Raw genomic sequence first — 23,405 nt, 5'->3', positions numbered from 1 at the left:
AAAGGCGTCCCGCAGTGAAGAACACATGGCAACTCGCGTCAGACAATTCGTAATTCATGGCGTTACCGAAAGCGGTAGCCGCTTCCGCCCGAGCGATTGGGCGGAACGGCTCGCCGGCGTAATGGCACAGTTCCGGCCCGCCGGCTGTGCTGGTAACCACCTCACTTATTCGCCTTATGTGCTGCCCGTCGTGATCGATGGCGTGCGCGGGATCGTCGTCGACCTGCGCCTGCGCGACCTGGAGCCGCTGGCCTACAAGTTCGTGGTGGATTTCGCCCGCGACAACAACCTCAAGACGGAAGAACGCGAAATCTAGGCCCCCAGAACGAAAAAGCGCCCCAACCGGGCGCTTTTCTCATTCTGCGATCCCTGCACGCCGGTCAGGCGGGCCGGGCGCTACCCGCCGCACGGACAGTTTGCCCGCGCGGCGGCTGGCCACATCACTTCGCGTACACCAGGTCGCGCAGCCCCAGCGACAGCCCGGGCCAGTACGTGATGACCATCAGGCACAGGATCACCACGCCGACGAAGGGCACCAGGGGTTTGATCAGGCGCTCGAGCGGCAGCTTGGCCACCGCGCACGCGGCAAACAGGTTCACCCCGAACGGCGGCGTGATCATGCCCAGCGCCAGGTTGACCACCATGATGATGCCGAAGTGCACCGGGTCGACACCGAACTGCAGCGCCACCGGCAGCAGCAAGGGGGCCAGCACGACGATCGACGCCGAGGTCTCGATGAACATGCCGATCACAAACAGCGCGGCGTTCACGCCCATCAGGAAGCCGAACTTGGTGTCGAAGATCTGGGCGAGCCACGTGCCCAGCGCGTCCGGAATGCCTGCGCGGTTGAGCAGGAAGCTGAAGATGCCCGCGTTGGCGATCACGAACATGATGACTGCGGTCGACACGACCGATTTGTGCAGCGTGTCCGACAGCTGACGGAACGTAAGGCGGCGGTAGATGAACTTGCCCACGAAGACGGCGTACATCACGGCCACGACCGACGCTTCGGTCGGCGTGAAGACGCCGCCGTAGATGCCGCCCAGGATGATGACGGGCATCAGCAGCGCCAGCCACGCGCGCTTGAAGGCGGGCCACAGCGGCAGCCGGCCTTCGCCGTCGCGCTTGCCCAGGTTGTTGCGCTTGGCGTACAGCCAGACGTAGAACATCAGCGCGATGCCGATCAGGATGCCGGGCATGACGCCGGCGATGAAGAGTTCGCCCGTGGAGGTGTCGGTGGACACGGCAAACAGGATCATCGGGATGGACGGCGGGATGATGACTCCGAGTTCCGCCGCGCTGGCCTGTAATGAGGCGGCAAAGGGGGCCGGATAGCCGTGCCGGATCATGGCCGGGATCAGGATGGCGCCCACCGCGAAGGTCGTGGCCACGCTGGAGCCCGCGACCGCCGCGAAGATCATGCAGGTCAGCACGCAGGTGCAGGCCAGGCCGCCCTGGATGCCACCGACCACGCTCTTGGCGAATTCCACCATGCGTTCGGAGATGCCGCCGGCTTCCATCAGGTTGCCGGCCAGGATGAAGAAGGGGATGGCCACGAGCGGGTACTTGTCCAGCGCGGCAAACAGCTGCTGCGCGACGACCAGCCAGGGCAGGCCCGAGGCGCCGACTCCCGCCAGGCTGGCCAGCCCGATCGACACGGCGACCGGCACGGACAGCCCGAAGAAAATCAGCATCGAGACAATCATTAATTGGGACATGGCGATTTCTGCTGCTCAGATTCGATAAGGGGGGCGGCTCAGCCTTGCGCGTCGTTGCGCACGGGCACGTCGTCTTCTTCGCCGGCGCACCAGCGGGCCAGCACGGCAATGGCGGCAAGCGTGGCGCCCACGGGGATCGCCAGGTAGATCCAGGAAATCGAGATATCCAGGCTCGGCACGTTCTGGAAACGCACGCGATAGGTCATGTTGCCGCCGATCCAGGCCAGAAAGCCGAGAAAGCCCGCGCAGATCAGGCCGATGATGGCCTCGAGCACGCGGCGGCGCGTGCCGCCCAGCAGGTTGCGCAGCAGCTCGACGCTGATCATGGCGCCGTGGCGGAAGGCCAGGGCCACGCCCAGCAGCACGGTCCAGATCAGGAGGGCGCGGGTTAGGACCTCGCTCCAGTCGGCGGGCGAGTGCAGCACGAACCGGGCGATGACCTGGTAGAACGCGGCGGCCGCGGCGGCCACCAGCAAAAGTTGGGCGAGGGCCGAGACCAGCTTGAACAGGCCGCGGTCGAAGGCGCAGAGCAAACGCATGGTGAATTCCGTTGGCGATGGACGCGGAAAAGTGGGGCGGGCGCGCGGCGCAGGCCGGTCCCGCCGCCAGGCAAACGGCCCCGCGATGGGGGCCGTGCCGGCTTACTTGGTGTCGCGGATCGAGTCGATCAGCTTCTTGTCGAACTTCTTATAGTACTCGGGGTAGGCCGGTTCCACGGCGGCGGCAAAAGCGGCGCGGTCCACTTCGGACACCTGCATGCCTTCCTTCTTGAGCTGCTCGACGCCCGTGTTCTCGATGTTGTCGACGTAGGCGCGCATGGCCTGGGCCGATTCCTTGCCGGCCTTGTCGAAGTTGGCCTTGTCGGCGGCCGACAGGCCTTCATAGACGTTGGCGGACATCAGCACCAGGGCCGGGCCGTACACGTGCCCGGTCAGCGACAGATACTTCTGCATCTGCGACAGCTTGGCCGACGTGATCACGGACAGCGGATTTTCCTGGCCGTCGATGGTGCCCTGCTGCAATGCGGTGGCCACTTCAGGCCAGGCCATCGGCGTGGGCAGGATGCCGATCTGGCGGAAGGCCGTGATGTGGATCGGGTTTTCGGTGGTGCGGATCTTCAGGCCCTTGGCGTCCGCCGGGGTCTTGACCGGGCGCACGTTGTTGGTCAGGTGGCGAAAACCCTGTTCGCCCCACGCCAGCGCCACGATGCCGCGGCTGGGGAACTTGGCCAGCATGTCCTGGCCGATCTTGCTGTCGAGCACGGCACGGGCGTGCGGCAGGTCGCGCAGCAGGAACGGGATGTCGAAAACGCCGGTCTCGGGAACAAAATTCAGGGTTGCACCGGTCGAAACGATCGCGAGATCGATGGTGCCGATCTGCAGGCCTTCGATCACTTCACGTTCGCCGCCCAGCGCGCTGTTGGCAAACTGCTGGACCTTGAACTTGCCGTTGGTCGAGCCTTCGATGGATTTGGCCATCGCGTCGGCGCCGGCGCCGTAGTGCGACGACGTCGACAGGGCGTAGGCCATCTTCAGGGTGGTCTGCGCTGCCGCGGGCAGCGAGGTGGCGGCCGCGCAGGCGGCCAGAATCGTGGCCGCAAGCCAGGTTTTACGCATTGTCTTCTCCGGATTGGTTATCTTTATGGGCGGCTTTGCCTCCCGCCCCGGGATGATATCGGGATTCGGACGCCCTACAGGCGCTTAGTTAACATGGACGAATGATGGATTTCCCTGATATGTCACAGGCCAGGCGCCCTGGTTTCTGGTCAACCTTGCGCCTGGGCGCCCGGATGATGATGCGCGATGCGCGCGCCGGCGAGCTCCGTTTGCTGGTCCTGGCGCTGGTCGTGGCGGTGGCCGCCGTCACCAGCGTGGGCTTTCTGGCCGACCGCGTCGGCCGCGCGCTGGAACGCGACGCCGGCCAGATGCTGGGCGCCGATCTGGTGCTGGATGCCGACGAACCCGTACCCGCCGCCTTCAAGGATCAGGCGCGCGAGCGCGGCCTGACCGTTTCCGGCACGTGGCAGTTTCCCTCCATGGTGGGCGCCGGCGACGGCGCGCAGCTCGCGGCATTGAAAGCGGTGGAGCCCGGCTATCCGCTGCGCGGGGCCTTGCGGGTGGCGGAGGCGCCGTTCGCGCCCGATGCGCCCACGCGCGAGATCCCGCCCGAAGGCGCGGTGTGGGTCGACGCGCAGTTGCTGGCGCTCTTGAACCTGAAGGTGGGCGATACGCTGAACGTGGGCGACGCCCACATGCGCATCGACCGCGTCATCACCTATGAGCCGGACAAGGGCATGCAGTTCGTCAACGTCGCCCCGCGCGTGCTGCTGCGCGCCAGCGACCTGCCGGCCACGGGCCTCATCGCGCCGGGCAGCCGCATCGGCTATGCCATGCTGGTCGCCGGCCAGCCCGACGCCGTGGCTGGATATTCCGCCTGGCTGAACCAGAATCTGAAGCGCGGCCAGAAGATCGCCACCCTGGAATCGGGCCGCCCGGAAGTGCGCCGCACGCTGGACCGCGCGCAGCGTTTTCTGTCGCTGGTCGCGCTGCTGGCCGTGCTGATCTCGGCCGTGGCCGTGGCGCTGGCGGCGGGGCGCTACATGACGCGCCATCGTGATGGCATCGCGGTCATGCGCTGCCTGGGCGCGGTGCAATCGCAGGTGTCCCGCATGCTGACGCTGGAATTCACGCTGGTCGGGCTGTTCTCGTCCGCCGCCGGCTGCCTGCTGGGATTCGGCGTGCATCAGGTGCTGGTCATGCTGCTGGGCTCGCTGATCGATACGACGTTGCCCGCGCCGTCGGCCATTCCGGCGCTGCAAGGCCTGCTGACCGGATTGCTGCTGCTTCTGGGCTTTGCGTTGCCGGCGCTGGCGCAGCTGCGCCACGTGCCGCCCGCCCGCGTCCTGCGGCGCGACGCGGACAAGATCAGCGCGCGTAGCGCCTTCGGCTACGTGCTGGGCGCGGCGGGGTTTGCGCTGCTGATCTGGTGGTTCGCGGGCGATGCCAAGCTGGGCGGCGTGGTGGCGGGCGGCTTTCTGGGCGCCTTTGGCGTGTTCGCGCTGGTCGCCTGGCTGTGCATCCTGGGCCTGGCGCGCGTGCGCCGGCTGGCTGCCGGCCTGCCCGCGCTGCGCTTTGCGCTGGCGGGCGTGGTGCGCCGCCGCGCCGCCACGATCACCCAGGTCTGCGCACTGGCGGTCGGCTTGATGGCGCTGCTGCTGTTGACCATGACGCGCACCGATCTGATCCAGGGCTGGCAACGCACCATGCCGCCGGACGCACCGAACCGTTTCCTGATCAACGTGCAGCCGGACCAGCGCCAGGCCGTGACCGACGCGCTGACGCGCGAAGGCCTGGGCCGCATCACGCTGTCGCCGATGGTCCGCGGGCGGCTGATTGCCGTCAACGGCAAGCCGGTGGGACCGGACGATTATGAAGAGCCGCGCGCCAAGCGCCTGGTGGACCGCGAATTCAACCTGTCCTATGGCGACGAGATGCCGTCGTCCAACCGGATCGAGCAGGGCCGCTGGCTGACGCCGGGTTCCGCGGAGGTCTCGCTGGAGGCCGGGCTGGCGCAGTCGCTGCGCATCGGGCTGGGCGACAAGATGACGTTCGACGTGGCCGGCCAGCAGGTCGAGGTGGCGGTGTCGAGCATCCGCCGGGTGGATTGGGATACGATGCGCGTCAATTTTTTCGCCATCCTGACCCCCGCCGCACTGGCCGACATGCCCCAGAGCTGGATCACGTCCTTCTACCTGCCGCCCGAAAAGGCGGCGGTGTTGCCCGCCCTGGTGCGGGAGTTTCCGAACCTGACGGTGTTCGACGTGGGCGCCATCCTGCAGCAGTTGCAGTCCGTGCTGAATGAAGTGGGCCGCGCGGTGCAGCTGCTGTTCCTGTTCACCCTGGCCGCTGGCGTGCTGGTGCTGTCCGCGGCGCTGACCGCCACGCGCGACGAGCGCATGCGCGAGGCGGCGGTGCTGCGCGCGCTGGGCGCCACGCGCCGTCAGCTTGCCCGTTCGCAGCGCATCGAGCTGTGGGCCGTGGGCGGGTTGGCAGGCTTTCTGGCGGCGGCCGGCGCGACCGCGATCGCTTGGGCTTTATCAACCCAGGTGTTCGACTTCACCATTACCCTCAGCCTCTGGCCGTGGCTGGCCGGCATCGGCACCGGCATGCTGGGCGCCTGGGCGGGCGGCGCGCTTGCCCTGCGCGGCGTCCTGCGCACGCCGCCGCTCGTCACCCTTCGAGAAACCTGATGACGTCCCGCGTCCACACCATTACAGAACCCGTGGAAAACTCCCGCACCATGTTTGACCTTCTTGGCGGCGAAGCCGGCGTGCGCGCCCTCGTCGACCGCTTCTATGACCTGATGGACATGGAGCCCGACCTCAAGGAACTGCGCGCCGCCCACGGCCCCAGCCTGGACGAGGCGCGCGACAAGCTCTTCTGGTTCCTCTGCGGCTATTTCGGTGGTCCGGACCACTACATCGAACGCTTCGGCCATCCCCGCCTGCGGGCGCGTCATCTGCCTTTCTCCATCGGCGAGGTGGAGCGCGACCAATGGGTGACCTGTATCGGCCGCGCAATGGAAGACGAGGGCATCGAGCCCGTCCTGGTCGAGCGTCTGCTCGAATCGTTCTACGGCGTGGCCGACTGGATGCGCAACCGTGAAGGCTGACGATCAATCCGGCGCGCGGCGCACCACCTGGGATGGCCCGCTGGCCGGCGCCATGCTCAGCGATGCCCGGCGCCTTGCCGACGCAGGCCCCGAAGTTTTCAACCCCGGTCACTATGGCGACCGGGCGCGGCCGGTGGACGCCGGCGGACGTCAGGCCGCGTGGTTCGTCGAGGGGCAGGGCTGGCAGGGTGTGTTGCGGCGCTACCGCCGCGGCGGCATGATCGCCCGCATCAGCCGCGACGCGTATCTGTGGAACGGCGAGTCGCGCACGCGCAGCTTTCGCGAATACCGGCTGCTGGCCGCCCTGCGCGCGCAAGGGCTGCCGGTGCCGGCGCCGCTGGCGGCCGCCTACTGGCGCCAGGGCCCAATCTACCGCGCCGCCATCGTGGTCGAGCGCATTCCCGGCGTGCGGCCCTTGGCGCAGGCGCTTTCCGAGCCCCTGTGGCAGCCGGTGGCCGATGCCATCGTGCGCATGCACCGGGCGGGCGTCTGGCATGCCGATCTGAACGCGTTCAACATCCTTATCGGCAACGATGGCCGGGTCTGGCTCATCGACTTTGACCGCGGCACGCAGGGCGGGCTGTCGGAGCGGCAGCGCCAGGCCAATCTCGACCGCCTGCGCCGGTCGCTGCGCAAGGTGGCCGGCGAGGCCGGCGACCGGTTCTGGATGCGCCTGCGCGACAGTTACTGGACGGCCTGGGGCATCGGAATCCAGCCCTGACCGCTGGCCCGCCCGCGCCGCGGCCCGCCAAGGCGGCAATTGCGCCAATTACCCCCCAAAGTTGGGCAGGTCATCGCAAAATGGCTTTATCATTTCGCCTTTTGGTACTCCTGTCATAAACGGCATAGAGCAAGGGGGCTGGACATAATGGAACTGAAGGCGGGAATGCGCTGGGCGCTCGGCGCGGTGCTGGTCGCGGCGGCCACGTCGGCTGCGATGGCGCAGAACAAGGTCGTCAACGTCTACAACTGGGCCGAATACACGGCCCCGGACACGATCCCGGGTTTTGAAAAGGAAACCGGCATCAAGGTCCGCTATGACGTCTACGACAGCAACGACGCATTGCAGGCCAAGCTGCTGGCCGGCAAGTCGGGTTACGACGTCGTTGTCCCGTCCACCCATTACGCCTCGCGCCAGATCGAAGCCGGCCTGTTCCAGAAGCTGGACAAATCCAAGATCCCCAACTGGAAGTACCTGGATCCCGAAGTCATGGCGCTGGTCGCCACAGTGGATCCCGGCAACGAACACGCCATCCCGTGGGGCTACGGCACCAATGGCCTGGGCTACAACGTCACCAAGGTCAAGCAGATCATGGGCGACGACGTGGACCTGGCCAGTTGGGACATGATCTTCAAGCCCGAGAACGCCGCCAAGCTGAAGGAATGCGGCATCTCCATGCTGGACGAAGCCGCGCAGGTGTTCCCGGCCGTGCTCAAGTACCTGGGCAAGGACCCCAACAGCACCAACAGCGCCGACTACCAGGCCGCGATGGAAGTGCTGAAGAAGATCCGTCCGTACATCCGCCAGTTCAGCTCGTCGGGCTACATCGACGAACTGGCCGTGGGCGACCTGTGCATGGTCTACGGTTTCTCCGGCGACGTCATGATTGCCCGCAAGCGCGCGCAGGACGCCAAGAAGCCTTATGAAGTGAACTACTTCATTCCGAAGGGCGGCGCGCCGGCGTGGTTCGACCTGATGGTCATCCCCAAGGATGCGCCGCATCCCGAAGAGGCCCACGCGTTCATCAACTACATCGAAACGCCGAAGGTCCACGCAGCCATCACCAACACCATGTTCTACCCGAACGCCAACAAGGAAGCGCGGCAGTTCGTGAACAAGGATGTGGCTGAAAATCCCATGATCTACCCGCCCGCCGAGGTCTCCAAGACCCTGTACGTGATCAAGGCCTTGCCCTTGAACATTTCACGGCTGCAGAACAAGTTGTGGTCCGAGCTGAAGTTGGGAAATTAGTCATCATGAACGATAGCCGTTACTCGGCGCAGCAGGCGGACCCGGACGAGTTCGTCCGGGTCTCCGATGTGGTAAAGATCTTTGGCGATGTGGTGGCCGTGCGTTCGGTCAACCTGTCCGTCAAGCGAAACGAAATCTTCGCGCTGCTGGGCAGCTCGGGCAGCGGCAAGTCCACCTTGCTGCGCATGCTGGCGGGCTTCGAGGAAGTGACCTCGGGCCAGATCCTGCTGGACGGCGAGGACATCACCAGCGTGCCGCCGTACCGCCGGCCCGTGAACATGATGTTCCAGTCGTACGCGCTGTTCCCGCACATGACGGTCGAGGCCAACGTGGCCTTCGGCCTCAAGCAGGAAGGCGTGGACCGCGCCGAAATCCATGACCGCGTGTTCGAGGCCCTGGACCTGGTGCAGATGGCGGGCTATTCGCGCCGCAAGCCTAACCAGCTTTCAGGCGGGCAGCAGCAGCGCGTGGCGCTGGCGCGCAGCCTGGTCAAGCGTCCCAAGCTGCTTCTGCTGGACGAGCCCATGTCGGCGCTGGACAAGCAGATCCGCCAGAAGACGCAGATCGAACTCGTGAAGATCCTGGAACAGGTCGGCGTGACCTGCATCATGGTCACCCACGACCAGGAAGAGGCCATGACCATGGCGCACCGCCTGGCCGTCATGACCGAAGGCCAGATCGTTCAGTGCGGCACGCCGCAGGACGTGTATGCCTTCCCGAACTCGCGCTTTGTCGCCAGCTTCATCGGGTCGACCAACATGTTCACGGGCACCATCGTTGTCGACGAGCCCGATCATGTGGCCATTGAATGCGACGAACTGACCCGTCCGCTCTTCGTGAACCACGGGGTCAGCGAACCCCTGGGCATGGAAGTGCACGTCTCCATCCGGCCCGAGCGCCTGCTGGTCTCGCGTGAACAACCGGACGGCGAATACAACTGGGCCCACGGCATGGTCAGCCACATGGCCTGGATGGGCAGCTACGCCCTCTATCAGATCCGCCTGGACTCCGGCAAGACGGTCGAGGCCAGCGTGCCCAGCCGCCTGTTGGCCCAGATGGACGCGCCGGGCATCGACGAAGAAATCTTCGTGAGCTGGGACGCCGACAGCGCGACGGTGCTTGCGTCATGATCCGCTTTTCGCCCCGCGAGTGGCTCCCGTCGGGCAGGGCGCTGGCGGTGGTGCCGCCGTTCGCCTGGCTGGTGCTGTTTCTGCTGCTGCCGTTCCTCCTGGTGCTGAAGATCAGCTTTGCCGAGATGAAGTTCGGCATTCCGCCGTACACGTCGCTGGCGCAGTTTCAGGACGAGGCGATCCAGTTCAGCCTGCACCTGCGCGGCTACATCCTGCTGTTCACGGAAAACCAATATTTCCGCACGTACCTCAGCTCGGTGAAGATCGCCGGCATCACCACGCTCGTCTGCGTGCTGATGGGTTACCCCATTGCGTACTACATCGCCCGGTCGTCGGCGCGCGTGCGCAACCTGCTGCTGCTGGCGGTGATCCTGCCGTTCTGGACGTCGCTGCTTTTGCGCGTGTATGCCTGGGTGGGCATCCTGCGCAACGACGGGCTGCTCAACAACCTGCTGCAGGGCCTGGGCCTGATCTCCAGTCCGCTCGAGATCTACCGCACCGACCTGGCCGTGTACATCGGCATGGTCTATGCCTACCTGCCGTTCTTCATCCTGCCGCTGTACGCGACGCTGGTGAAGATGGACCTGCGCCTGCTCGAAGCCGCCTATGACCTGGGCGCCCGGCCGTGGCAGGCGTTCTGGCAGATCACGGTGCCGATGTCGCGCCAGGGCGTGATCGCGGGCGCGATGCTCGTGTTCATTCCGGCCGTCGGTGAATACGTGATCCCCGAAATGCTGGGCGGCGCGAACACGCTGATGATAGGCCGCGTGATGTGGAATGAATTCTTCAACAACGCCGACTGGCCGATGGCGTCGGCCGTGACGTGCGTGATGGTGTTGCTGCTGCTCGTGCCGCTGGTGTACTTCCAGTACAGCCAGGTCAAGCAGCAGGGCGGAGACCGCAAATGAACGGTCCGAACAAGACGCTGCGCGCCGTGGTGCTGGGGCTGGGCTACTTCTTTCTGTACGTGCCCATCCTCAGCCTGATGGTGTTTTCGTTCAACGAGTCGCCCTCGGTCACGTCGTGGACCGGGTTTTCGTTCCGCTGGTATCACTCGCTGGTCAATGACGACGCGCTGTTGCGCGCCGCCTGGCTGTCGTTCCGCATTGCCGTGCTGACGGCCACCGCGGCCGTCGTCATCGGCACCTGGGCGGGCTATGTGCTGGGACGCATGGGCCGGTTCCGCGGCTTTGCGCTGTACGTCGGCATGCTGAGCGCGCCGCTGGTGATTCCCGAAGTTGTGCTGGGCATCTCGCTGCTGCTGATGTTCGTCGAGGTGCGCGGTGCGCTGGGCTGGCCCGAGCAGAACGGCATGTTCACGATCTGGGTGGGGCATGTAACGCTGTGCATGGCGTTCGTAGCCGTCGTCATCCAGACCCGCATCCGCGACCTGGACCGCTCGCTGGAAGAAGCCGCGCTGGACCTGGGCGCCACCCCGATCACCGTGTTCTTCAAGATCACGCTGCCGCTGATTGCGCCGGCGCTGGCGTCGGCCTGGCTGCTGTCCTTCACGCTGTCGCTGGACGACGTCGTCATCGCGTCGTTCCTGTCCGGCCCCGGCTCCAGCACGCTGCCCATGGAGGTCTTCTCCCGGGTGCGGCTGGGCCTCAAGCCCGAGATCAACGCGCTGGCCACCCTGTTCATCCTGGCGGTGGGCACGTGCGTGATCCTCGCCAACCGCATGCAATGGCGCAAGGAGTCCGAATCCAAATGACGCAAACCACCCTGTATGGCCTGACCAAGTGCAGCACCTGCGTAAAGGCGCGCGACTGGCTGACCGAGCATGGCGTTGACCACGCCTTCGTCGATTACCGCGACGAGCCGGTGCCGGCCGCGACGCTCAAGTCCTGGTCCGAGCAGGTCGGCGGTTGGGAAAAGCTGGTCAACCGCGCCTCCATGACGTGGCGCAACCTGCCCGAGGACCGCAAGACGGCCCACACCGACGCCCAGTGGACCAAGCTGATCGCCGAGTACCCGGCCCTGGTGCGCCGTCCGGTCACCGTCACGCCGGATGGCGAGGTGAGTGTTGGTTTCAGTGAAAAGCGCTACGGCGAACGTTTCGCCTGAGGCCCGCGGCGGGGCCGGACAGGCCTTGCCGGACGCCTTCTTTGACCGCGACGCGGCTCAGCTGGCGCGCGAGTTGCCCGGCAAGGTGATCCGCCACCGGGCCGGCGGCCTGTGGCTGTCGGCCCGCATCATCGAAACCGAGGCCTACTACCTGGAAGAGCGGGGCAGCCATGCCTCTCTGGGCTACACCCACAAGCGCCGCGCCCTGTTCATGGACGGCGGCACCATCTACATGTACTACGCCCGCGGGGGCGATTCGCTGAACTTCAGCGCGGGCGGCCCCGGCAATGCGGTGCTGATCAAATCGGCTTATCCGTGGACCGACGCGCTGTCCGGCCCCGAGTCGCTTGAACGGATGCGCGAACTGAACCCCGATGCGCAAGGGCGGCCTCGGGCGCTGGGCGCGCTTTGCGCGGGCCAGACGCTGCTGTGCCGGTCGCTGGGCCTGAAAGTGCCTGAATGGGACGCCCGCCGTTTCGATCCCGACGCCTTGTACGTGGAAGACGTGGGCGAGTCGCCGCCGTATCTCATCTGCACCACGCGGCTGGGCATTCCGGCGGGGCGCGACGAACACCTGAGCTACCGTTTCGTGGACCCGGCCTACGCCGCGTTCTGCACGCGTAACCCGCTGCGGCGCGGGCAGCGCGCGGGACAGGATTACGTGTGGGTGGACCGGCAGGGCATCGTGCTGCCCGAGGCGCCAGCCGGCGGCTAGATGCCGGCTTCGCGCATGCGCCGGGCCAGCGATTCGCGCAGTTCGGCGTACTTGCGCTGCAGGCGGCGGCGGTTCAGGCGCTTGCTCCATGCATACAGCGGGATCAGCGGCAGCACGCCGAAGCCGTCGATCAGGTACAGGCCCTTCTTGCCGTCGGCGTTCAGGCCCACGGCGATGTTGCTGGTCGACATGTCGTGCACCACGACGTGCGCATCGGCCAGATCATCGAAGAACGCATCGAGCTGCGCTTTCAGCGCATCGTCGAGCAGGCCTTTCATGGCCAGATCGGTCACGGTCGGCGCCATGTTGCCGGCTTCGTCGGTGATCTTTTCGACCACCAGCCCCAGGCCCAGCGAGGTCTGCGCCACCCCGACGATGCGCGCCATGGGCACCTGCCACACGCCGGACGGGCGCGTCGTGGTGGTGACGTATTCCGAGATCTCGTTCAGGTACACGCGGTAGGCGCTTTCGCGCTGATATTGCTTGTACCAGCGCTTGAACGGCCGCGCTTCCAGGTAGATTGCCCGCGCGCGCATGTCCATGACCTTGACGAGCAGGGCGGGGGAGTGCGGGTGCTGGAAAATGTGCCGGTCTCCGCCCGTGGCAAGTGGCGTTGCCGAATCCAGGTTCAGCGGTCCGAACACGGACTGGAATGAGACGGCAGGCGTGCAGGCGGAGCGGTCGGCGGAGTTCAAAGAAGCGAGGGGTATCCATGCAGATGGCCGCCAGTTTAATCCTCTTGCTCCCGCCGCGCCTTCACGCTGGCGGAGCAGGCTGGAAAGGGGGGCGGAATGGGACCTACAATTCGCGCTTTGGAGACGCCTTTCTTGAACGATATTCTGCTTTGGGTCGCCGCCGGCGGCGCCGTGCTGGCCTTCGTGGCCGCCGTGCTGGCTTGGCTGCGCCCGTCCGCCACCGATCCCCGACTGGACGCCCTGCTGGAAGGACTGGAGCGCACCGAGCGCGCGCTGCGCGCCGACATCGCCGAAGGCCAGCGCGGCCTGCGCAGCGAGTTTTCCGAATCCACACGCGCGCTGCGGCAGGAACTGGCGCAGTCGCACGGCGATCTGCGCGCGGGCTTGTCGCGCGATGCGCAGGCCGCCCGGGCCGAATCCGCCGAATCGCTGTCGCGCTTTGCCGCCGGCTTCTCTGAACAATTGCAGGGCCTCATCCAGATCAACGAACGGCGCCTGATGGAAGTGCGCGCCACGGTGGATCAGCGCCTGCAATCGCTGCAGTCGGACAACAGCGCCAAGCTCGACGAAATGCGCCGCACCGTGGACGAGAAGCTGCATGCCACGCTGGAGCAGCGGCTGGGCGAGTCCTTCAAGCTGGTGTCCGACCGCCTCGAAGCCGTGCACAAGGGGCTGGGTGAAATGCAGGCGCTGGCCGCCGGGGTGGGCGACCTGAAGCGCGTGCTGACCAACGTGAAGTCCCGCGGCACGTGGGGCGAAGTGCAACTGGCGCGCCTGATCGAAGACAACATGACGCCCGATCAGTACGCCAGCAACGTCAAGCCGGTGCCGGGCAGCGACGCGGCCGTGGAATTTGCCATCCGGCTGCCGGGGCGTGGCGACGGCGGCGATCCGGTCTGGCTGCCGATCGACGCCAAGTTCCCCAAGGAAGAATACGAGCGCCTGATGGACGCGCAGGAAGCGGCCGACGCCGAGGGCGTCAAGGTGGCCGGGGCCGCACTGGGCCGCGCGGTCGAGGTCCAGGCGCGGCTGATTGCCGGCAAGTACATCGCGCCGCCCCACACGACCGACTTCGCCATCATGTTCCTGCCCACGGAAAGCCTGTATGCCGAGGTGCTGCGCCGCCCCGGCCTGCTGGACAAGCTGCACGACCTGCGCGTCAATGTGGCGGGTCCGAGCAATCTGGCCGCGCTGCTGAACAGCCTGCAGATGGGATTCCGCACGCTGGCGATCGAACAGCGTTCCTCCGAGGTGTGGCAGGTGCTGCGGGCCGTCAAGACCGAGTTCGGCAAGTTCGGCGAATCGCTGGCCAGCGTCAAGAAGACGCTGGACACCGCCAGCAACAAGATCGGCCAGACCGAGGTGCGCACCCGCGCCATGCTGCGCAACCTGAAGGGCGTTGAAGCGCTGCCGGAAGCCGATGCGCTGCGCCTGCTGGGCGGGGCGTCGGCGGACGCCGCCGATCCCGAGGACGACGACGCCGAGGAACCCCGCGCGCCGTCGGCCGGCGCCGTCTGAACAGGCAAGCTGGGGCGCGCCCGTCGCCGGGCGCGCTTGTTGCCCGCCTTGACTGCCGATATCCTCATGCATGCGGCACTTCGCCGTCGATACCTGGAGCATCGTCAGCATGAGCATCGCCGAACGCCATGATTCCTCTTCTCTCGACGCGACGGCGCTGGGCGCTGACATCGCCCAAGGCGCCACCACCGCGCTGACTGCCATGCAGCAGGCGGTCGAGCGCGTCGCAGCGCGCAATCCATCCGTCAATGCCGCCTGCGGCGTGCAGGCCGAAGCCGGGCTGCGGCTGGCCCAGTCCCTGGACGAAGAACTGGCGTCGCTGACGTCCGAGCAGCGCCTCGCGCTGCTGCGCGACCGGCCGTTCCTCGGCGTGCCGACCCTGCTCAAGGACCTCGCCACGGCGGCCATCGGCCTGCCCAGTGCGATGGGGTCCGTGCTGTACGGCCAGGTCACGTGGAACCTCGATGCCGACATCGTCAAACGTTACCGGCGCGCCGGGCTGATTCCGTTCGGCCGCACCACCAGCGCCGAGCTGGGCCTGAGCCCCACGACGGAGTCGCCCGTCTATGGCCCCGCCACGCAGAATCCCTGGAAAAAGGGCCACAGCGCGGGCGGCTCCAGTGGCGGCGCCGGGGCGGCGCTCGCCAGCGGCATGGTGCGCATCGCGCATGGCAGCGATGGCGGCGGCTCGATCCGCATCCCGGCGTCGTGCTGCGGTGTGCTGGGCCTGAAGCCGTCGCGCGGCCTCATGCCGCTCGGTCCGCTTAAAGGTGAAGGCTGGGGCGGCCTGGCTACCGAACACATGATGACTCTGTCCGTGCGCGACTGCGCGGCGGCGCTGGACATCAGCGCGGGCGCCGACGTGGGTGCGCCCTATGCCGCGCCCGTCCCGCCCGCGGCGTCCTATCGCGGGGTGGTGGCCCGGGTTGCCGCCGATCCGAGCGCGGCGCCGCGCCGGCGCATTGCCTTCATCAACACCACCTACGAAGGCGAGGCCATTCATCCGGATGTTGCCGCGACGCTGGACGAGGCGGCCCGGTTCTTTGCCTCGCTGGGGCATGAATTGGTGCAGGAGGCGCCGCCCGTCGGCTCCGAGGAAGTCCTGTCGCCGATGCTGCCGCTGATCGCCAGCGCGGCCGCCAACGCCATCGACAGCTTCGTGGCCGCGCGCGGCAGGCGCCTGGCCGCTGACGAACTGCAGCCCACCACGCTCGGCGCGCGTGAATATGCCCGCGCGATCTCCGGTGCGCAGTATGTGGCCTGCGTCGACACCTGCCACGAGATCACCCGCCGCATCGGGCGTTTCCTGCATCGGGATGGCGCCCAGGGCTATGACCTGTTTCTGAGTCCGGTGCTGGCATTGCCGCCCGCGCCCATCGGCCGCTACGCCATGGACAACGCCGATTATCTGGCCTACCGTCTGGGCAAGAAGGGCGTCATCGGCTATTCGCCCTTCGCGCCGTTGGCGAACCTGACCGGCATGCCCGCCATCTCGATTCCGTTTGGCATGTCCGCGGACGGGCTGCCCATCGGCATCCAGGTGATGGGACCACTGGGCGCCGAGGCGCAGCTGCTGGAACTGGCGGCGCAGGTCGAAGCGCTGCGGCCCTGGCCCTTGACCGCGCCCATGGCCGGGTAGCGGCTGCGGGCAACCCGCGCCGCCGCGGCCGTTCGAACCAGGGAGACTCCATGTCATCGTTCGCGACGCATACCGTGTTCAACCAGGTGCCGCCCCTGGAAGACTATTCCCTGTACGACACCGACCCGGCGCTGCGCGAGGCCGTGCGCCGCGAGGGCGCCGAAGCGTGGGCGGGCGACCTCGCCGCGCATGGCGCCTGGCTGGGCCGCGCGCAGACGCTGGCCGCGGGCGCCGAGGCCAACCGCTGTCCGCCACGACTGGTCAGTTACGACCGCGCCGGCCATCGGGTGGACCGCATCGACTTTCACCCCGCCTGGAACGTGCTGATGAGCGGCATCATGGCGCGCGGCCTGCATAGCCGCGCGTGGATGCAGCCCGCGCCGGGCGCGCAGGTGGCGCGCGCCGCCGCCTACTTGATGCAAGGCCAGGTCGAGGCCGGCACGCTCTGTCCGACCACCATGACCTTTGCCGCCGTTCCGCTCTTGCAACGCGAGCCTGCCGGCTTCGTGGATTTTGCGGGCCAGTGGCTGCCTGCGCTCTACGCGCGGGATTTCGATGGCAGCGATGCGCCGCTCACCGCCAAACGCAGCGCGCTGATCGGCATGGGCATGACCGAAAAGCAGGGCGGCTCCGACCTGCGCGCCGTTACTACCCGAGCCTCGCCGCTGGGCGCGCCAGGGCGCGGCAGCGCCTATCAGCTGGTCGGACACAAATGGTTCTTTTCAGTGCCGCAGGCCGACGCCCATCTGGTGCTGGCGCAGACCGATGAGGGGCTGAGCTGCTTTTTCGTCCCCCGCTGGATACCGGATGGCCCGCGCAATGCCGTGCGCGTGCGGCGTTTGAAGGACAAACTGGGCAACTGGAGCAACGCCAGTTCGGAAGTCGAATTCGAAGACGCCTGGGGCGTGATGGTGGGCGATCCCGGCCGCGGCCTGACCGTGCTGCTGGAAATGGCGGGCACCACGCGGCTCGATTGCGTGCTGGGCAGCGCGGCGCTGCTGCGCCAGGCGCTGGCGCAATCGGCGCATCATGCGCGGCATCGTCAGGCCTTTGGCAAACCGCTGATCGAACAGCCGCTGATGCGCAACGTGCTGGCCGACCTGGCGCTCGAAAGCGAAGCGGCCATGGTGCTGGCGCTGCGTCTGGCGCGGGCCGTCGACGAACGCAGCGACGCGGCCGCGCGCGCGCTGGTCCGTGTCGGCACGCCGGCCGCCAAGCTGTGGGTCTGCAAGCGCGCGGTCGCCGCTGTGGCCGAGTGCATGGAGGTCTGGGGGGGCAACGGCTACGTCGAAGAAGGGCCGATGCCGCGCCTGTACCGGGAAACGCCCGTCAATTCCATCTGGGAAGGCTCGGGCAACGTCATGGCGCTGGACGTGCTGCGGGCGCTGCAGCGCGAGCCTGACGCGCTGCCGGCGCTGGACGCGGAATTCGCCCGCGCCGCCGGCCAGCACCGGGAGTTCGACGCGGCGCTGGCGCGTTGGCGCGCGCTGCTGGCCGATGGCGAGCAGGCGCCATTCCAGGCGCGTCGCATCGCCGCCGGTCTGGCGCGCCTGTGGCAGGCCGCCTTGCTCATCGAGCACGCGCCCGGCGCGGTGGCGCAGGCCTTCGTCGGCCGCCGCCTGCAGGAAGCGTCAGGCATCTTTGGCGAATTGGCCGCCGGCGTCGACACGCAGGCCATCCTGTCGCGCGCCTGGCCCGCCATCGCCGCGTGCTAAATTTCCCGGCTCAAGCAACTTTTCCGCACTTCTACCGCCATGCTCTCCCAGCAAGAACTCAAGCAGCAAGCCGCCGACGCGGCCCTGGAATTCGTCGAACAGGTCGCCGGCCCTGACGTCATCATCGGCGTGGGCACCGGTTCCACCGCCGACCTGTTCATCGATGGCCTGGCGCGATTCAAGGGCCGCATCGGCGGAACGGTCGCCAGCTCCGAGCGCAGCGCGGCGCGCCTGGCCGGCCACGGCCTGAAGGTGCTGGATCTGAACGACGTGTCCACGATGCCCATCTACGTGGACGGCGCCGACGAGATCAACGCCGATCTGCACATGATCAAGGGCGGCGGCGGCGCGCTCACGCGCGAGAAGATCGTGGCCTCGGTAGCCGAGCGCTTCATCTGCATCGCCGACGAATCCAAGCTGGTCCAGACGATGGGCAAGTTCCCGCTGCCGCTCGAGGTCATCCCGATGGCGCGTGAATCCGTGGCCCGCGCACTGACCGCGCTGGGCGGCCAGCCCCGCCTGCGCGAGGGCTTCGTCACCGACAACGGCAACATCATCCTGGACGTGTCGGGTCTTTCCATTACTGACGCGCCCGCGTTCGAGGCCATCGTCAACAACCTGCCGGGCGTCGTGACCTGCGGCCTGTTCGCGCTGTCCGGCGCCGACGTGGCGCTGTTGGCCACCCAGAACGGCATCCGCCGCCTGGACCGCCGCGCCTGAGTCCGGTTGTGATGCGGGTCCCGCCGCTCCGTCTTGCGGGGTGCGGGGCCCGCATTCATAATCCTGTCACACTTGGGTCATAACCTTGCCGGTTGTGCAGGCCCATCTCGTAACCTCTCTACTTTCGGGGCAATGCAATGAGATCAACCACGCAGGGAGCCCGGATGACGGAGCATACAAACAAACAGTTCGACGCCGATCTGGAAAGCGTCCGTTCGCAGTTCTTGCAAATGGGCGGCGTGGTGGAAGCCATGATCCAGGAAGCGATCGACGCGCTGGCCAGCGGCGACATGTCGCTGGTTGAAAAGGTTCGCGAGCGGGAAAAGGAAGTCAACCGCCACGAAGTCGAGATCGACGAAAGCATCAGCCGCATCCTGGCCCGGCACCAGCCCACCGCCATCGATCTGCGCATGCTGATGGCCGTGTCCAAGATGCTGACCGACATGGAACGTTCCGGCGACGAAGCCGAGAAGGTCGCCACCGTCGCCCGTCGCGTCCACGAAGGCGAACTGCGCCACATTCCGGTGATCGAACTGCGTCACATGGCCGCCAACGTGCGCAACATGCTGCACCAGGCGCTGGACGCGTTTGCCCGCCTCGACCCCATCCAGGCCGCCGCCGTCGTGCGCAGCGACAAGGAAGTCGACAAGGAATGGAAGGGCGCGCTGCGTCACCTGATCACGTACATGATCGAAGATCCGCGCACGATCTCACGCGCCATCGACATGATCTTCATCGCCCGCGCGCTTGAGCGCATCGGCGATCATGCCAAGAACATGTCCGAACGCGTGATCTACATGGTCAAGGGCGCCGACGTGCGCCACACCGGCGTGAAGAACACCGAGCGCCTGGCGCGCGGCGAAGAAGAAACCGAGGACACCTCGGAGCAGTAAACAGAAAGACCGGCTGCCGCTTCACAGCGGCAGCGCCGCTCCCTGGCACAGCCGGGGATCCGGCACCCCCGGCTTGCCCGCGTCGATGCGGCCCGCCAGCCGGCGTCCAAAGGCCGGCATCGCCGGCGCACCCACTTCCAGGTCGTACCAGCCCTCGCAGCCGGCGTATTTAAGCTCGACCGCGCCGCCTGCGGGCACGTGGGCCATCGCGCGCCAGCCATCGTTCATGCGCGACTCCACCCTGACCGGCTGGGGCATGTCGCCGTGGTTCACGAGCCGCAGGCGCAGGCCCGAGGTCACGGGCACGAGTTGCGCTTCAAGGGTGCCCGCATCCTGCGCATCGCCGCGGAACGCCCGGTGAAAGCCATCCGGCCCCAGCAGCCAGAGATCGTACGCGCCACCCGCGGCCAGCCTCCATCCGTCATCCAGACGCGCGCCCGCGCCCACCGTGTAGCGCCTGGGCGGATGCGCCAGCGCAAGGCGGTCGTAGACATGCAGCACGGCGCCCGCGCCGCCCGGGTTGCGCAGCGTCAGGCGGTAATGCTGGCCGTCGGCCGTGATCTTGCCTACGGCTTCCAGCACGTAGGGCAGAGGACACGCGTGGCGGTGGCTGTCGGGGTGATGCGAACATCTGTCGCCGGTAAAATCGAAGGCCGTCGTCAGGTCGCCCGCCACTGCGCGGCGCCAGGGGCTGATGTTGGGTTCGGCCACGCCAAAGCGCGTTTCCAGGAATCGGATGACCGACGTGTGGTCGAACACCTGCGAATTGACCCAGCCGCCGCGGCTCCAGGGCGAGACCACCAGCATCGGCACGCGCGGGCCCAGGCCGAAGGCGCGTCCGTACAACCCGGCCGGATCGTCGGCCGTGGACGCGCTGGGACCACGGCGCGCGTCGTGGTATTCGCCGTCCAGTTCCACGGTGGACAGGCCGCCCGACTCGCCGTCCGGGTGGCGCGCCGGCGGGGCGGGCGGGGGCACGTGGTCGAAGAAGCAATCGTTTTCGTCGTAGGTGACGAACAGGACGCAACGGCTCCATGTGTCGGGATGCGCCGTCAGAATGTCCAGCACGCGCTCGGTGTAGGCGCCGCCCTGGCGAGGTGACGAGACCTCGGGATGTTCCGAATCCGCCGTGGGCGCGATGATCCACGACACGGCCGGCAGCGTGCCGTCCGCGACGTCGCGCGCCAGATCCTCCAGCGTGCGCGTGGCCAGCGCGCGGTCGCGCAGCGGGGCGTTGCCCATGGTGCCCGCATGCTGCCGTCGGTACTGCTGAAAGCCCGCGAGCGGATTGTCGTTGTAGTTGTCCGCCATGTCCTGGTAGATGCACCAGGTCACGTCGGCGTCCTGCAGACGCTCGGGGTATGTGGTCCAGGAATAACCTTCACCCGCCGGACCCAGCCGGTCGTAGGTGTTGACCAGCGCGGGGCCGCCGGCTGCGCCCTGCGGGTCGTTGGTGCCGGTCCACAGAAACAGCCGGTTGGGATTGGTGCCGGCCTGGACCGAGCAGTGATAGGCATCGCACAACGTGAAGGCATTGGCCAACGCGGTCTGAAACGGCACGTCGGCGCTGCGGTAGGCGCCCATGCCCAGCCGGCTCTTCGCGGACAGCCACTGATCCATGCGGCCATCGTTCCAGGCGCGCTGCGAATCGTCCCAGGTGTGCGGCGTGGTGTAGCCGACCGGCTTGTCGCTGGCGACCTCTGTCTGCAAATCGTAGGGGCGGCAATGCGCGCTGCCATCGGTCTGCGTCAGCACCGTGCCCGCGCGCGTGGGCACGGGATGCGGATCGGCGAATCCGCGTACGCCGGGCAGCGTGCCGAAGTAATGGTCGAAGGACCGGTTCTCCTGCATCAGGATCACGACATGCCGCACATCCTGCAGCGTGCCGGTCTTGCGGTCGGGTTCGATCGCCAACGCGCGCGCAATGACAGGGGACGGGTCCGGGTGGAGGGGCGGGCGCGATTCTTCTTTCATGACAGCTTTAATACGGTCTGCAACCTTGAATCTTAAGGCCTTCGCCTGCACGCTGGCGGCGCGTATCGGCGCGCCGCAAAAAACAAAGCCCCTCGCGTGCGAGGGGCTTTGCCGTGCCGCATGCCCGAAGGCGCGGCGGGGGCGGATCACGCCGAGGGAGGAACGTAGCCGTCGGCTTCGACGCTGCCGTCTTCGAACAGGAAACGCTCCATCTGCTGCTGCAGGTATTTGCGTGCGCGGGCGTCGGCCAGGTTCAGGCGGTTTTCGTTCACCAGACGGGTCTGCACGCCTTTCCAGTCTTCCCAGGCTTCCTTCGAAATGCTCTGCCAGATGCGGGTGCCGACTTCGCCGGGGTAGGGCGGGTAGTCCAGCCCTTCGGCTTCACGTTTCAGTTTCACACAGTTGACGATACGGGCCATGGTTCGCTGCCGGAAAAATGAATAACGCCACATTTTAGCGGGCTTGGCGTGCGTCGGGCGCCAAGCCCCTCTTGCTTACCGCGGAATCGCGCCGCAGGCCGGTGTCAGAGCTTCTTGATGAACACCAGGCTGTTGCGGGAGCGGTTGTAGTTGTTCTGCTTTTCGCGGGGCAGGTCGGTGATGCCGCCCTGCACGAAACCGCGCTTCATGAACCAGTGCGAGGTACGCGTGGTCAGCACGAACAGCCGTTTGGCGCCCAGCGCGCGGGCGCGCGATTCCATGTGGCGCAGCAGGATCTCGCCTTCGCCGGAGCCTTGCCACTCGGGATGCACGATCAGGCAGGCCATTTCGGCCATCTGCTCGTCGTGGAAGTCATGCAGCGCCGCGCAGCCGTAGATGACGCCGTCGTGCTCCAGCACAGTGAAGTTTTCGACGTCGCGCTCGACCACGCTGCGCGGACGCGGCACCAGCGTGCCGTCGGCTTCCAGCGGCTCGATGAGACTGAGGATGGCGCCCACGTCGTCGATGGTGGCGGGGCGCAGGTCATCCAGCGTGTCCTCGACCACCATGGTGCCCACGCCGTCGTGGGTGAAGATCTCGAGCAGCACGCTGCCGTCCAGCTCGAACGGCAGCAGGTGGGCGCGGGCCACGCCGCGCTTGACCGCGAGCGAGGCGTACTGCAGGAAGGAATGGGTCTCTTCGTCCAGCTCGCCGCCCGCCAGCAGCGCGTCAGCATCCACGCGCGCCAGTTCGGTGTCCAGCGTGCCATCGTCGTTCAGCACGCCCTGCGAGCTGGACAGGAAGATCAGCTTTTCGGCGCGCAGGCCTACGGCCACGCTGGTGGCCAGGTCTTCCATCGCCAGATTGAAGGCGTCGCCGGTGGGCGAGAACCCCAGCGGCGACAGCAGCACGACCGACGAGCCTTTCTCGATGGCGAACTTCAGCGCCTCGATGTCGATCTTGCGCACCTGGCCGGTGTGCTTGTAATCCACACCATCCAGCACGCCCGTGGGACGCGCGGTGACGAAATTGCCGGAGATCACGCGGATGTGCGCGTGCGACATGGGCGTGTTGGGCAACCCCTGGCTGAAAGCGGCTTCGATGTCCAGACGGATCTCGCCGGCGGCTTCCTTGGCGCATTCCAGCGCGGCGGCGTCGGTAGGGGACAGGCCCCGGTCAAACTGCTGCGTGTAGCCCTTCAGGCGCAGTTGCTCGTTGACCTGGGGCCGCGAGCCGTGCACCAGCACCAGCCGGATGCCCAGCGACGACAACAGGGACAGATCCTGGACCAGGGCGTTCAACGCGCCCGCCTGCACGAGTTCGCCGCCAAATGCCACCACGAAGGTCTTGCCTCGGAACGCGTGCACGTAGGGGGCCACGTCTCGGAACCATCGCACAAACTGCGCGGCGGCGAATTCAGGGGCTTCAAGGGCGGAGACGGTGTCTGGTTCCAGGTCGGGCATGGTGTGAGTTGCTTAACAATCCTATGGGTCGCGGGACGGCGCAGGCCGGCAGGCCGTGCGGAGAGCGCCGCCTCAGGGGGCGGCGCTACGCGGAAT

The 23,405-nt window shown here is 67.0% G+C and carries 22 protein-coding genes; 15 read left to right on the top strand and 7 right to left on the bottom strand.

Annotated features, from left to right (window positions below):
* Nucleotides 1-25: 25 nt before the first annotated feature.
* Nucleotides 26-316, top strand: a complete 291-nt coding sequence (locus B2W22_RS17355; RefSeq protein ID WP_013392635.1) for a DUF3579 domain-containing protein — start codon at nucleotides 26-28, stop codon at nucleotides 314-316.
* Between the two features lie 124 nt (nucleotides 317-440).
* On the opposite strand, the gene B2W22_RS17350 is transcribed toward B2W22_RS17355, so the two are convergent.
* From B2W22_RS17350 to B2W22_RS17340, 3 genes are all read right to left on the bottom strand, one after another.
* The gene (locus B2W22_RS17350) at nucleotides 441-1,718 is read right to left on the bottom strand and encodes a TRAP transporter large permease (RefSeq protein ID WP_175125758.1); all 1,278 of its coding nucleotides are present in this window, start codon (nucleotides 1,716-1,718) and stop codon (nucleotides 441-443) included.
* Between the two features lie 38 nt (nucleotides 1,719-1,756).
* Nucleotides 1,757-2,257 (bottom strand): TRAP transporter small permease, encoded by a 501-nt coding sequence (locus tag B2W22_RS17345; RefSeq protein WP_056567167.1) that lies wholly within the window; start codon nucleotides 2,255-2,257, stop codon nucleotides 1,757-1,759.
* A gap of 102 nt (nucleotides 2,258-2,359) precedes the next feature.
* Nucleotides 2,360-3,334 carry a TRAP transporter substrate-binding protein gene (locus B2W22_RS17340; protein WP_175125756.1) on the bottom strand — a complete coding sequence of 325 codons (975 nt, stop codon included), beginning with the start codon at nucleotides 3,332-3,334 and terminating at the stop codon, nucleotides 2,360-2,362.
* A 101-nt stretch (nucleotides 3,335-3,435) separates the two neighbouring features.
* Between B2W22_RS17340 and B2W22_RS17335 the strand changes: the two genes are divergently transcribed.
* The 9 genes from B2W22_RS17335 to B2W22_RS17295 all read left to right on the top strand — a co-directional run bounded on the left by B2W22_RS17335 (nucleotide 3,436) and on the right by B2W22_RS17295 (nucleotide 12,273).
* Complete coding sequence (locus B2W22_RS17335; protein ID WP_286938984.1) at nucleotides 3,436-5,967, top strand: ABC transporter permease; 2,532 nt, start codon at nucleotides 3,436-3,438, stop codon at nucleotides 5,965-5,967.
* Nucleotides 5,967-6,389, top strand: a complete 423-nt coding sequence (locus B2W22_RS17330) for a group II truncated hemoglobin (protein WP_082578979.1) — start codon at nucleotides 5,967-5,969, stop codon at nucleotides 6,387-6,389. Before B2W22_RS17335 ends, B2W22_RS17330 begins: the two co-directional genes overlap by 1 nt.
* Nucleotides 6,379-7,110, top strand: a complete 732-nt coding sequence (locus B2W22_RS17325) for a 3-deoxy-D-manno-octulosonic acid kinase (RefSeq protein WP_175138746.1) — start codon at nucleotides 6,379-6,381, stop codon at nucleotides 7,108-7,110. Before B2W22_RS17330 ends, B2W22_RS17325 begins: the two co-directional genes overlap by 11 nt.
* 147 nt (nucleotides 7,111-7,257) lie before the next feature.
* A complete protein-coding gene (locus B2W22_RS17320) occupies nucleotides 7,258-8,361 on the top strand; it encodes a polyamine ABC transporter substrate-binding protein (RefSeq protein ID WP_175184402.1) in 1,104 nt (367 codons plus the stop codon).
* 5 nt (nucleotides 8,362-8,366) lie between these two features.
* Nucleotides 8,367-9,491: an ABC transporter ATP-binding protein gene (locus B2W22_RS17315; protein WP_175125748.1), complete on the top strand. Its 1,125-nt coding sequence runs from the start codon at nucleotides 8,367-8,369 to the stop codon at nucleotides 9,489-9,491.
* A complete protein-coding gene (locus tag B2W22_RS17310) occupies nucleotides 9,488-10,399 on the top strand; it encodes an ABC transporter permease subunit (protein ID WP_175125746.1) in 912 nt (303 codons plus the stop codon). Before B2W22_RS17315 ends, B2W22_RS17310 begins: the two co-directional genes overlap by 4 nt.
* Nucleotides 10,396-11,205 (top strand): ABC transporter permease subunit, encoded by an 810-nt coding sequence (locus B2W22_RS17305; RefSeq protein WP_056567137.1) that lies wholly within the window; start codon nucleotides 10,396-10,398, stop codon nucleotides 11,203-11,205. Before B2W22_RS17310 ends, B2W22_RS17305 begins: the two co-directional genes overlap by 4 nt.
* Nucleotides 11,202-11,558 carry an arsenate reductase gene (locus B2W22_RS17300; RefSeq protein WP_175125744.1) on the top strand — a complete coding sequence of 119 codons (357 nt, stop codon included), beginning with the start codon at nucleotides 11,202-11,204 and terminating at the stop codon, nucleotides 11,556-11,558. Before B2W22_RS17305 ends, B2W22_RS17300 begins: the two co-directional genes overlap by 4 nt.
* Before the next feature lie 25 nt (nucleotides 11,559-11,583).
* Entirely contained in the window at nucleotides 11,584-12,273 is a 690-nt protein-coding gene (locus B2W22_RS17295; protein WP_286938982.1) for a DNA-3-methyladenine glycosylase, read from the top strand.
* Here the strand turns inward: B2W22_RS17295 and B2W22_RS17290 are convergent.
* On the bottom strand, nucleotides 12,270-12,968 hold the full coding sequence (locus B2W22_RS17290; protein WP_239212068.1) for a PhoP regulatory network YrbL family protein: 699 nt from the start codon (nucleotides 12,966-12,968) through the stop codon (nucleotides 12,270-12,272). The two genes, B2W22_RS17295 and B2W22_RS17290, sit on opposite strands and share 4 nt — an antisense overlap.
* A gap of 132 nt (nucleotides 12,969-13,100) precedes the next feature.
* Between B2W22_RS17290 and rmuC the strand changes: the two genes are divergently transcribed.
* The 5 genes from rmuC to phoU all read left to right on the top strand — a co-directional run bounded on the left by rmuC (nucleotide 13,101) and on the right by phoU (nucleotide 19,453).
* Entirely contained in the window at nucleotides 13,101-14,486 is a 1,386-nt protein-coding gene (rmuC, locus tag B2W22_RS17285; RefSeq protein ID WP_175125740.1) for a DNA recombination protein RmuC, read from the top strand.
* A 70-nt stretch (nucleotides 14,487-14,556) separates the two neighbouring features.
* Nucleotides 14,557-16,125: an amidase gene (locus B2W22_RS17280; RefSeq protein WP_286938979.1), complete on the top strand. Its 1,569-nt coding sequence runs from the start codon at nucleotides 14,557-14,559 to the stop codon at nucleotides 16,123-16,125.
* Nucleotides 16,126-16,175: 50 nt separating this feature from the next.
* Nucleotides 16,176-17,840, top strand: coding sequence for an isovaleryl-CoA dehydrogenase (locus tag B2W22_RS17275; protein ID WP_286938978.1), 1,665 nt, complete (start codon nucleotides 16,176-16,178; stop codon nucleotides 17,838-17,840).
* A gap of 39 nt (nucleotides 17,841-17,879) precedes the next feature.
* Nucleotides 17,880-18,560, top strand: a complete 681-nt coding sequence (gene rpiA, locus B2W22_RS17270; RefSeq protein ID WP_175138742.1) for a ribose-5-phosphate isomerase RpiA — start codon at nucleotides 17,880-17,882, stop codon at nucleotides 18,558-18,560.
* Nucleotides 18,561-18,724: 164 nt separating this feature from the next.
* Nucleotides 18,725-19,453, top strand: coding sequence for a phosphate signaling complex protein PhoU (gene phoU, locus B2W22_RS17265; RefSeq protein ID WP_175138741.1), 729 nt, complete (start codon nucleotides 18,725-18,727; stop codon nucleotides 19,451-19,453).
* 21 nt (nucleotides 19,454-19,474) lie between these two features.
* On the opposite strand, the gene B2W22_RS17260 is transcribed toward phoU, so the two are convergent.
* The 3 genes from B2W22_RS17260 to argA form a co-directional block, all read right to left on the bottom strand.
* A complete protein-coding gene (locus B2W22_RS17260) occupies nucleotides 19,475-21,427 on the bottom strand; it encodes a phosphocholine-specific phospholipase C (RefSeq protein ID WP_286938976.1) in 1,953 nt (650 codons plus the stop codon).
* Between the two features lie 146 nt (nucleotides 21,428-21,573).
* Nucleotides 21,574-21,846: an oxidative damage protection protein gene (locus B2W22_RS17255; RefSeq protein WP_105238082.1), complete on the bottom strand. Its 273-nt coding sequence runs from the start codon at nucleotides 21,844-21,846 to the stop codon at nucleotides 21,574-21,576.
* Between the two features lie 104 nt (nucleotides 21,847-21,950).
* A complete protein-coding gene (gene argA, locus B2W22_RS17250) occupies nucleotides 21,951-23,309 on the bottom strand; it encodes an amino-acid N-acetyltransferase (RefSeq protein WP_175125729.1) in 1,359 nt (452 codons plus the stop codon).
* Nucleotides 23,310-23,405: the final 96 nt, after the last annotated feature.

Source organism: Achromobacter sp. UBA4530, assembly GCF_002388205.1.
Lineage (GTDB): Bacteria > Pseudomonadota > Gammaproteobacteria > Burkholderiales > Burkholderiaceae_B > Achromobacter > Achromobacter animicus.
Note: the sequence above shows the minus strand (reverse complement) of the source record. Positions and strands in the feature narration are given on the sequence as shown.

Excerpts from the sequence above, each read along its gene's own strand:
- B2W22_RS17355 (WP_013392635.1), top strand. The coding sequence starts at position 26 with ATGGCAACTCGCGTCAGACAATTCGTAATTCATGGCGTTACCGAAAGC.
- B2W22_RS17350 (WP_175125758.1), bottom strand. The coding sequence starts at position 1,718 with ATGTCCCAATTAATGATTGTCTCGATGCTGATTTTCTTCGGGCTGTCC.
- B2W22_RS17345 (WP_056567167.1), bottom strand. The coding sequence starts at position 2,257 with ATGCGTTTGCTCTGCGCCTTCGACCGCGGCCTGTTCAAGCTGGTCTCG.
- B2W22_RS17340 (WP_175125756.1), bottom strand. The coding sequence starts at position 3,334 with ATGCGTAAAACCTGGCTTGCGGCCACGATTCTGGCCGCCTGCGCGGCC.
- B2W22_RS17335 (WP_286938984.1), top strand. The coding sequence starts at position 3,436 with ATGATGGATTTCCCTGATATGTCACAGGCCAGGCGCCCTGGTTTCTGG.
- B2W22_RS17330 (WP_082578979.1), top strand. The coding sequence starts at position 5,967 with ATGACGTCCCGCGTCCACACCATTACAGAACCCGTGGAAAACTCCCGC.
- B2W22_RS17320 (WP_175184402.1), top strand. The coding sequence starts at position 7,258 with ATGGAACTGAAGGCGGGAATGCGCTGGGCGCTCGGCGCGGTGCTGGTC.
- B2W22_RS17315 (WP_175125748.1), top strand. The coding sequence starts at position 8,367 with ATGAACGATAGCCGTTACTCGGCGCAGCAGGCGGACCCGGACGAGTTC.
- B2W22_RS17310 (WP_175125746.1), top strand. The coding sequence starts at position 9,488 with ATGATCCGCTTTTCGCCCCGCGAGTGGCTCCCGTCGGGCAGGGCGCTG.
- B2W22_RS17305 (WP_056567137.1), top strand. The coding sequence starts at position 10,396 with ATGAACGGTCCGAACAAGACGCTGCGCGCCGTGGTGCTGGGGCTGGGC.
- B2W22_RS17300 (WP_175125744.1), top strand. The coding sequence starts at position 11,202 with ATGACGCAAACCACCCTGTATGGCCTGACCAAGTGCAGCACCTGCGTA.
- B2W22_RS17280 (WP_286938979.1), top strand. The coding sequence starts at position 14,557 with ATGCGGCACTTCGCCGTCGATACCTGGAGCATCGTCAGCATGAGCATC.
- B2W22_RS17275 (WP_286938978.1), top strand. The coding sequence starts at position 16,176 with ATGTCATCGTTCGCGACGCATACCGTGTTCAACCAGGTGCCGCCCCTG.
- rpiA (WP_175138742.1), top strand. The coding sequence starts at position 17,880 with ATGCTCTCCCAGCAAGAACTCAAGCAGCAAGCCGCCGACGCGGCCCTG.
- phoU (WP_175138741.1), top strand. The coding sequence starts at position 18,725 with ATGACGGAGCATACAAACAAACAGTTCGACGCCGATCTGGAAAGCGTC.
- B2W22_RS17260 (WP_286938976.1), bottom strand. The coding sequence starts at position 21,427 with ATGAAAGAAGAATCGCGCCCGCCCCTCCACCCGGACCCGTCCCCTGTC.
- B2W22_RS17255 (WP_105238082.1), bottom strand. The coding sequence starts at position 21,846 with ATGGCCCGTATCGTCAACTGTGTGAAACTGAAACGTGAAGCCGAAGGG.
- argA (WP_175125729.1), bottom strand. The coding sequence starts at position 23,309 with ATGCCCGACCTGGAACCAGACACCGTCTCCGCCCTTGAAGCCCCTGAA.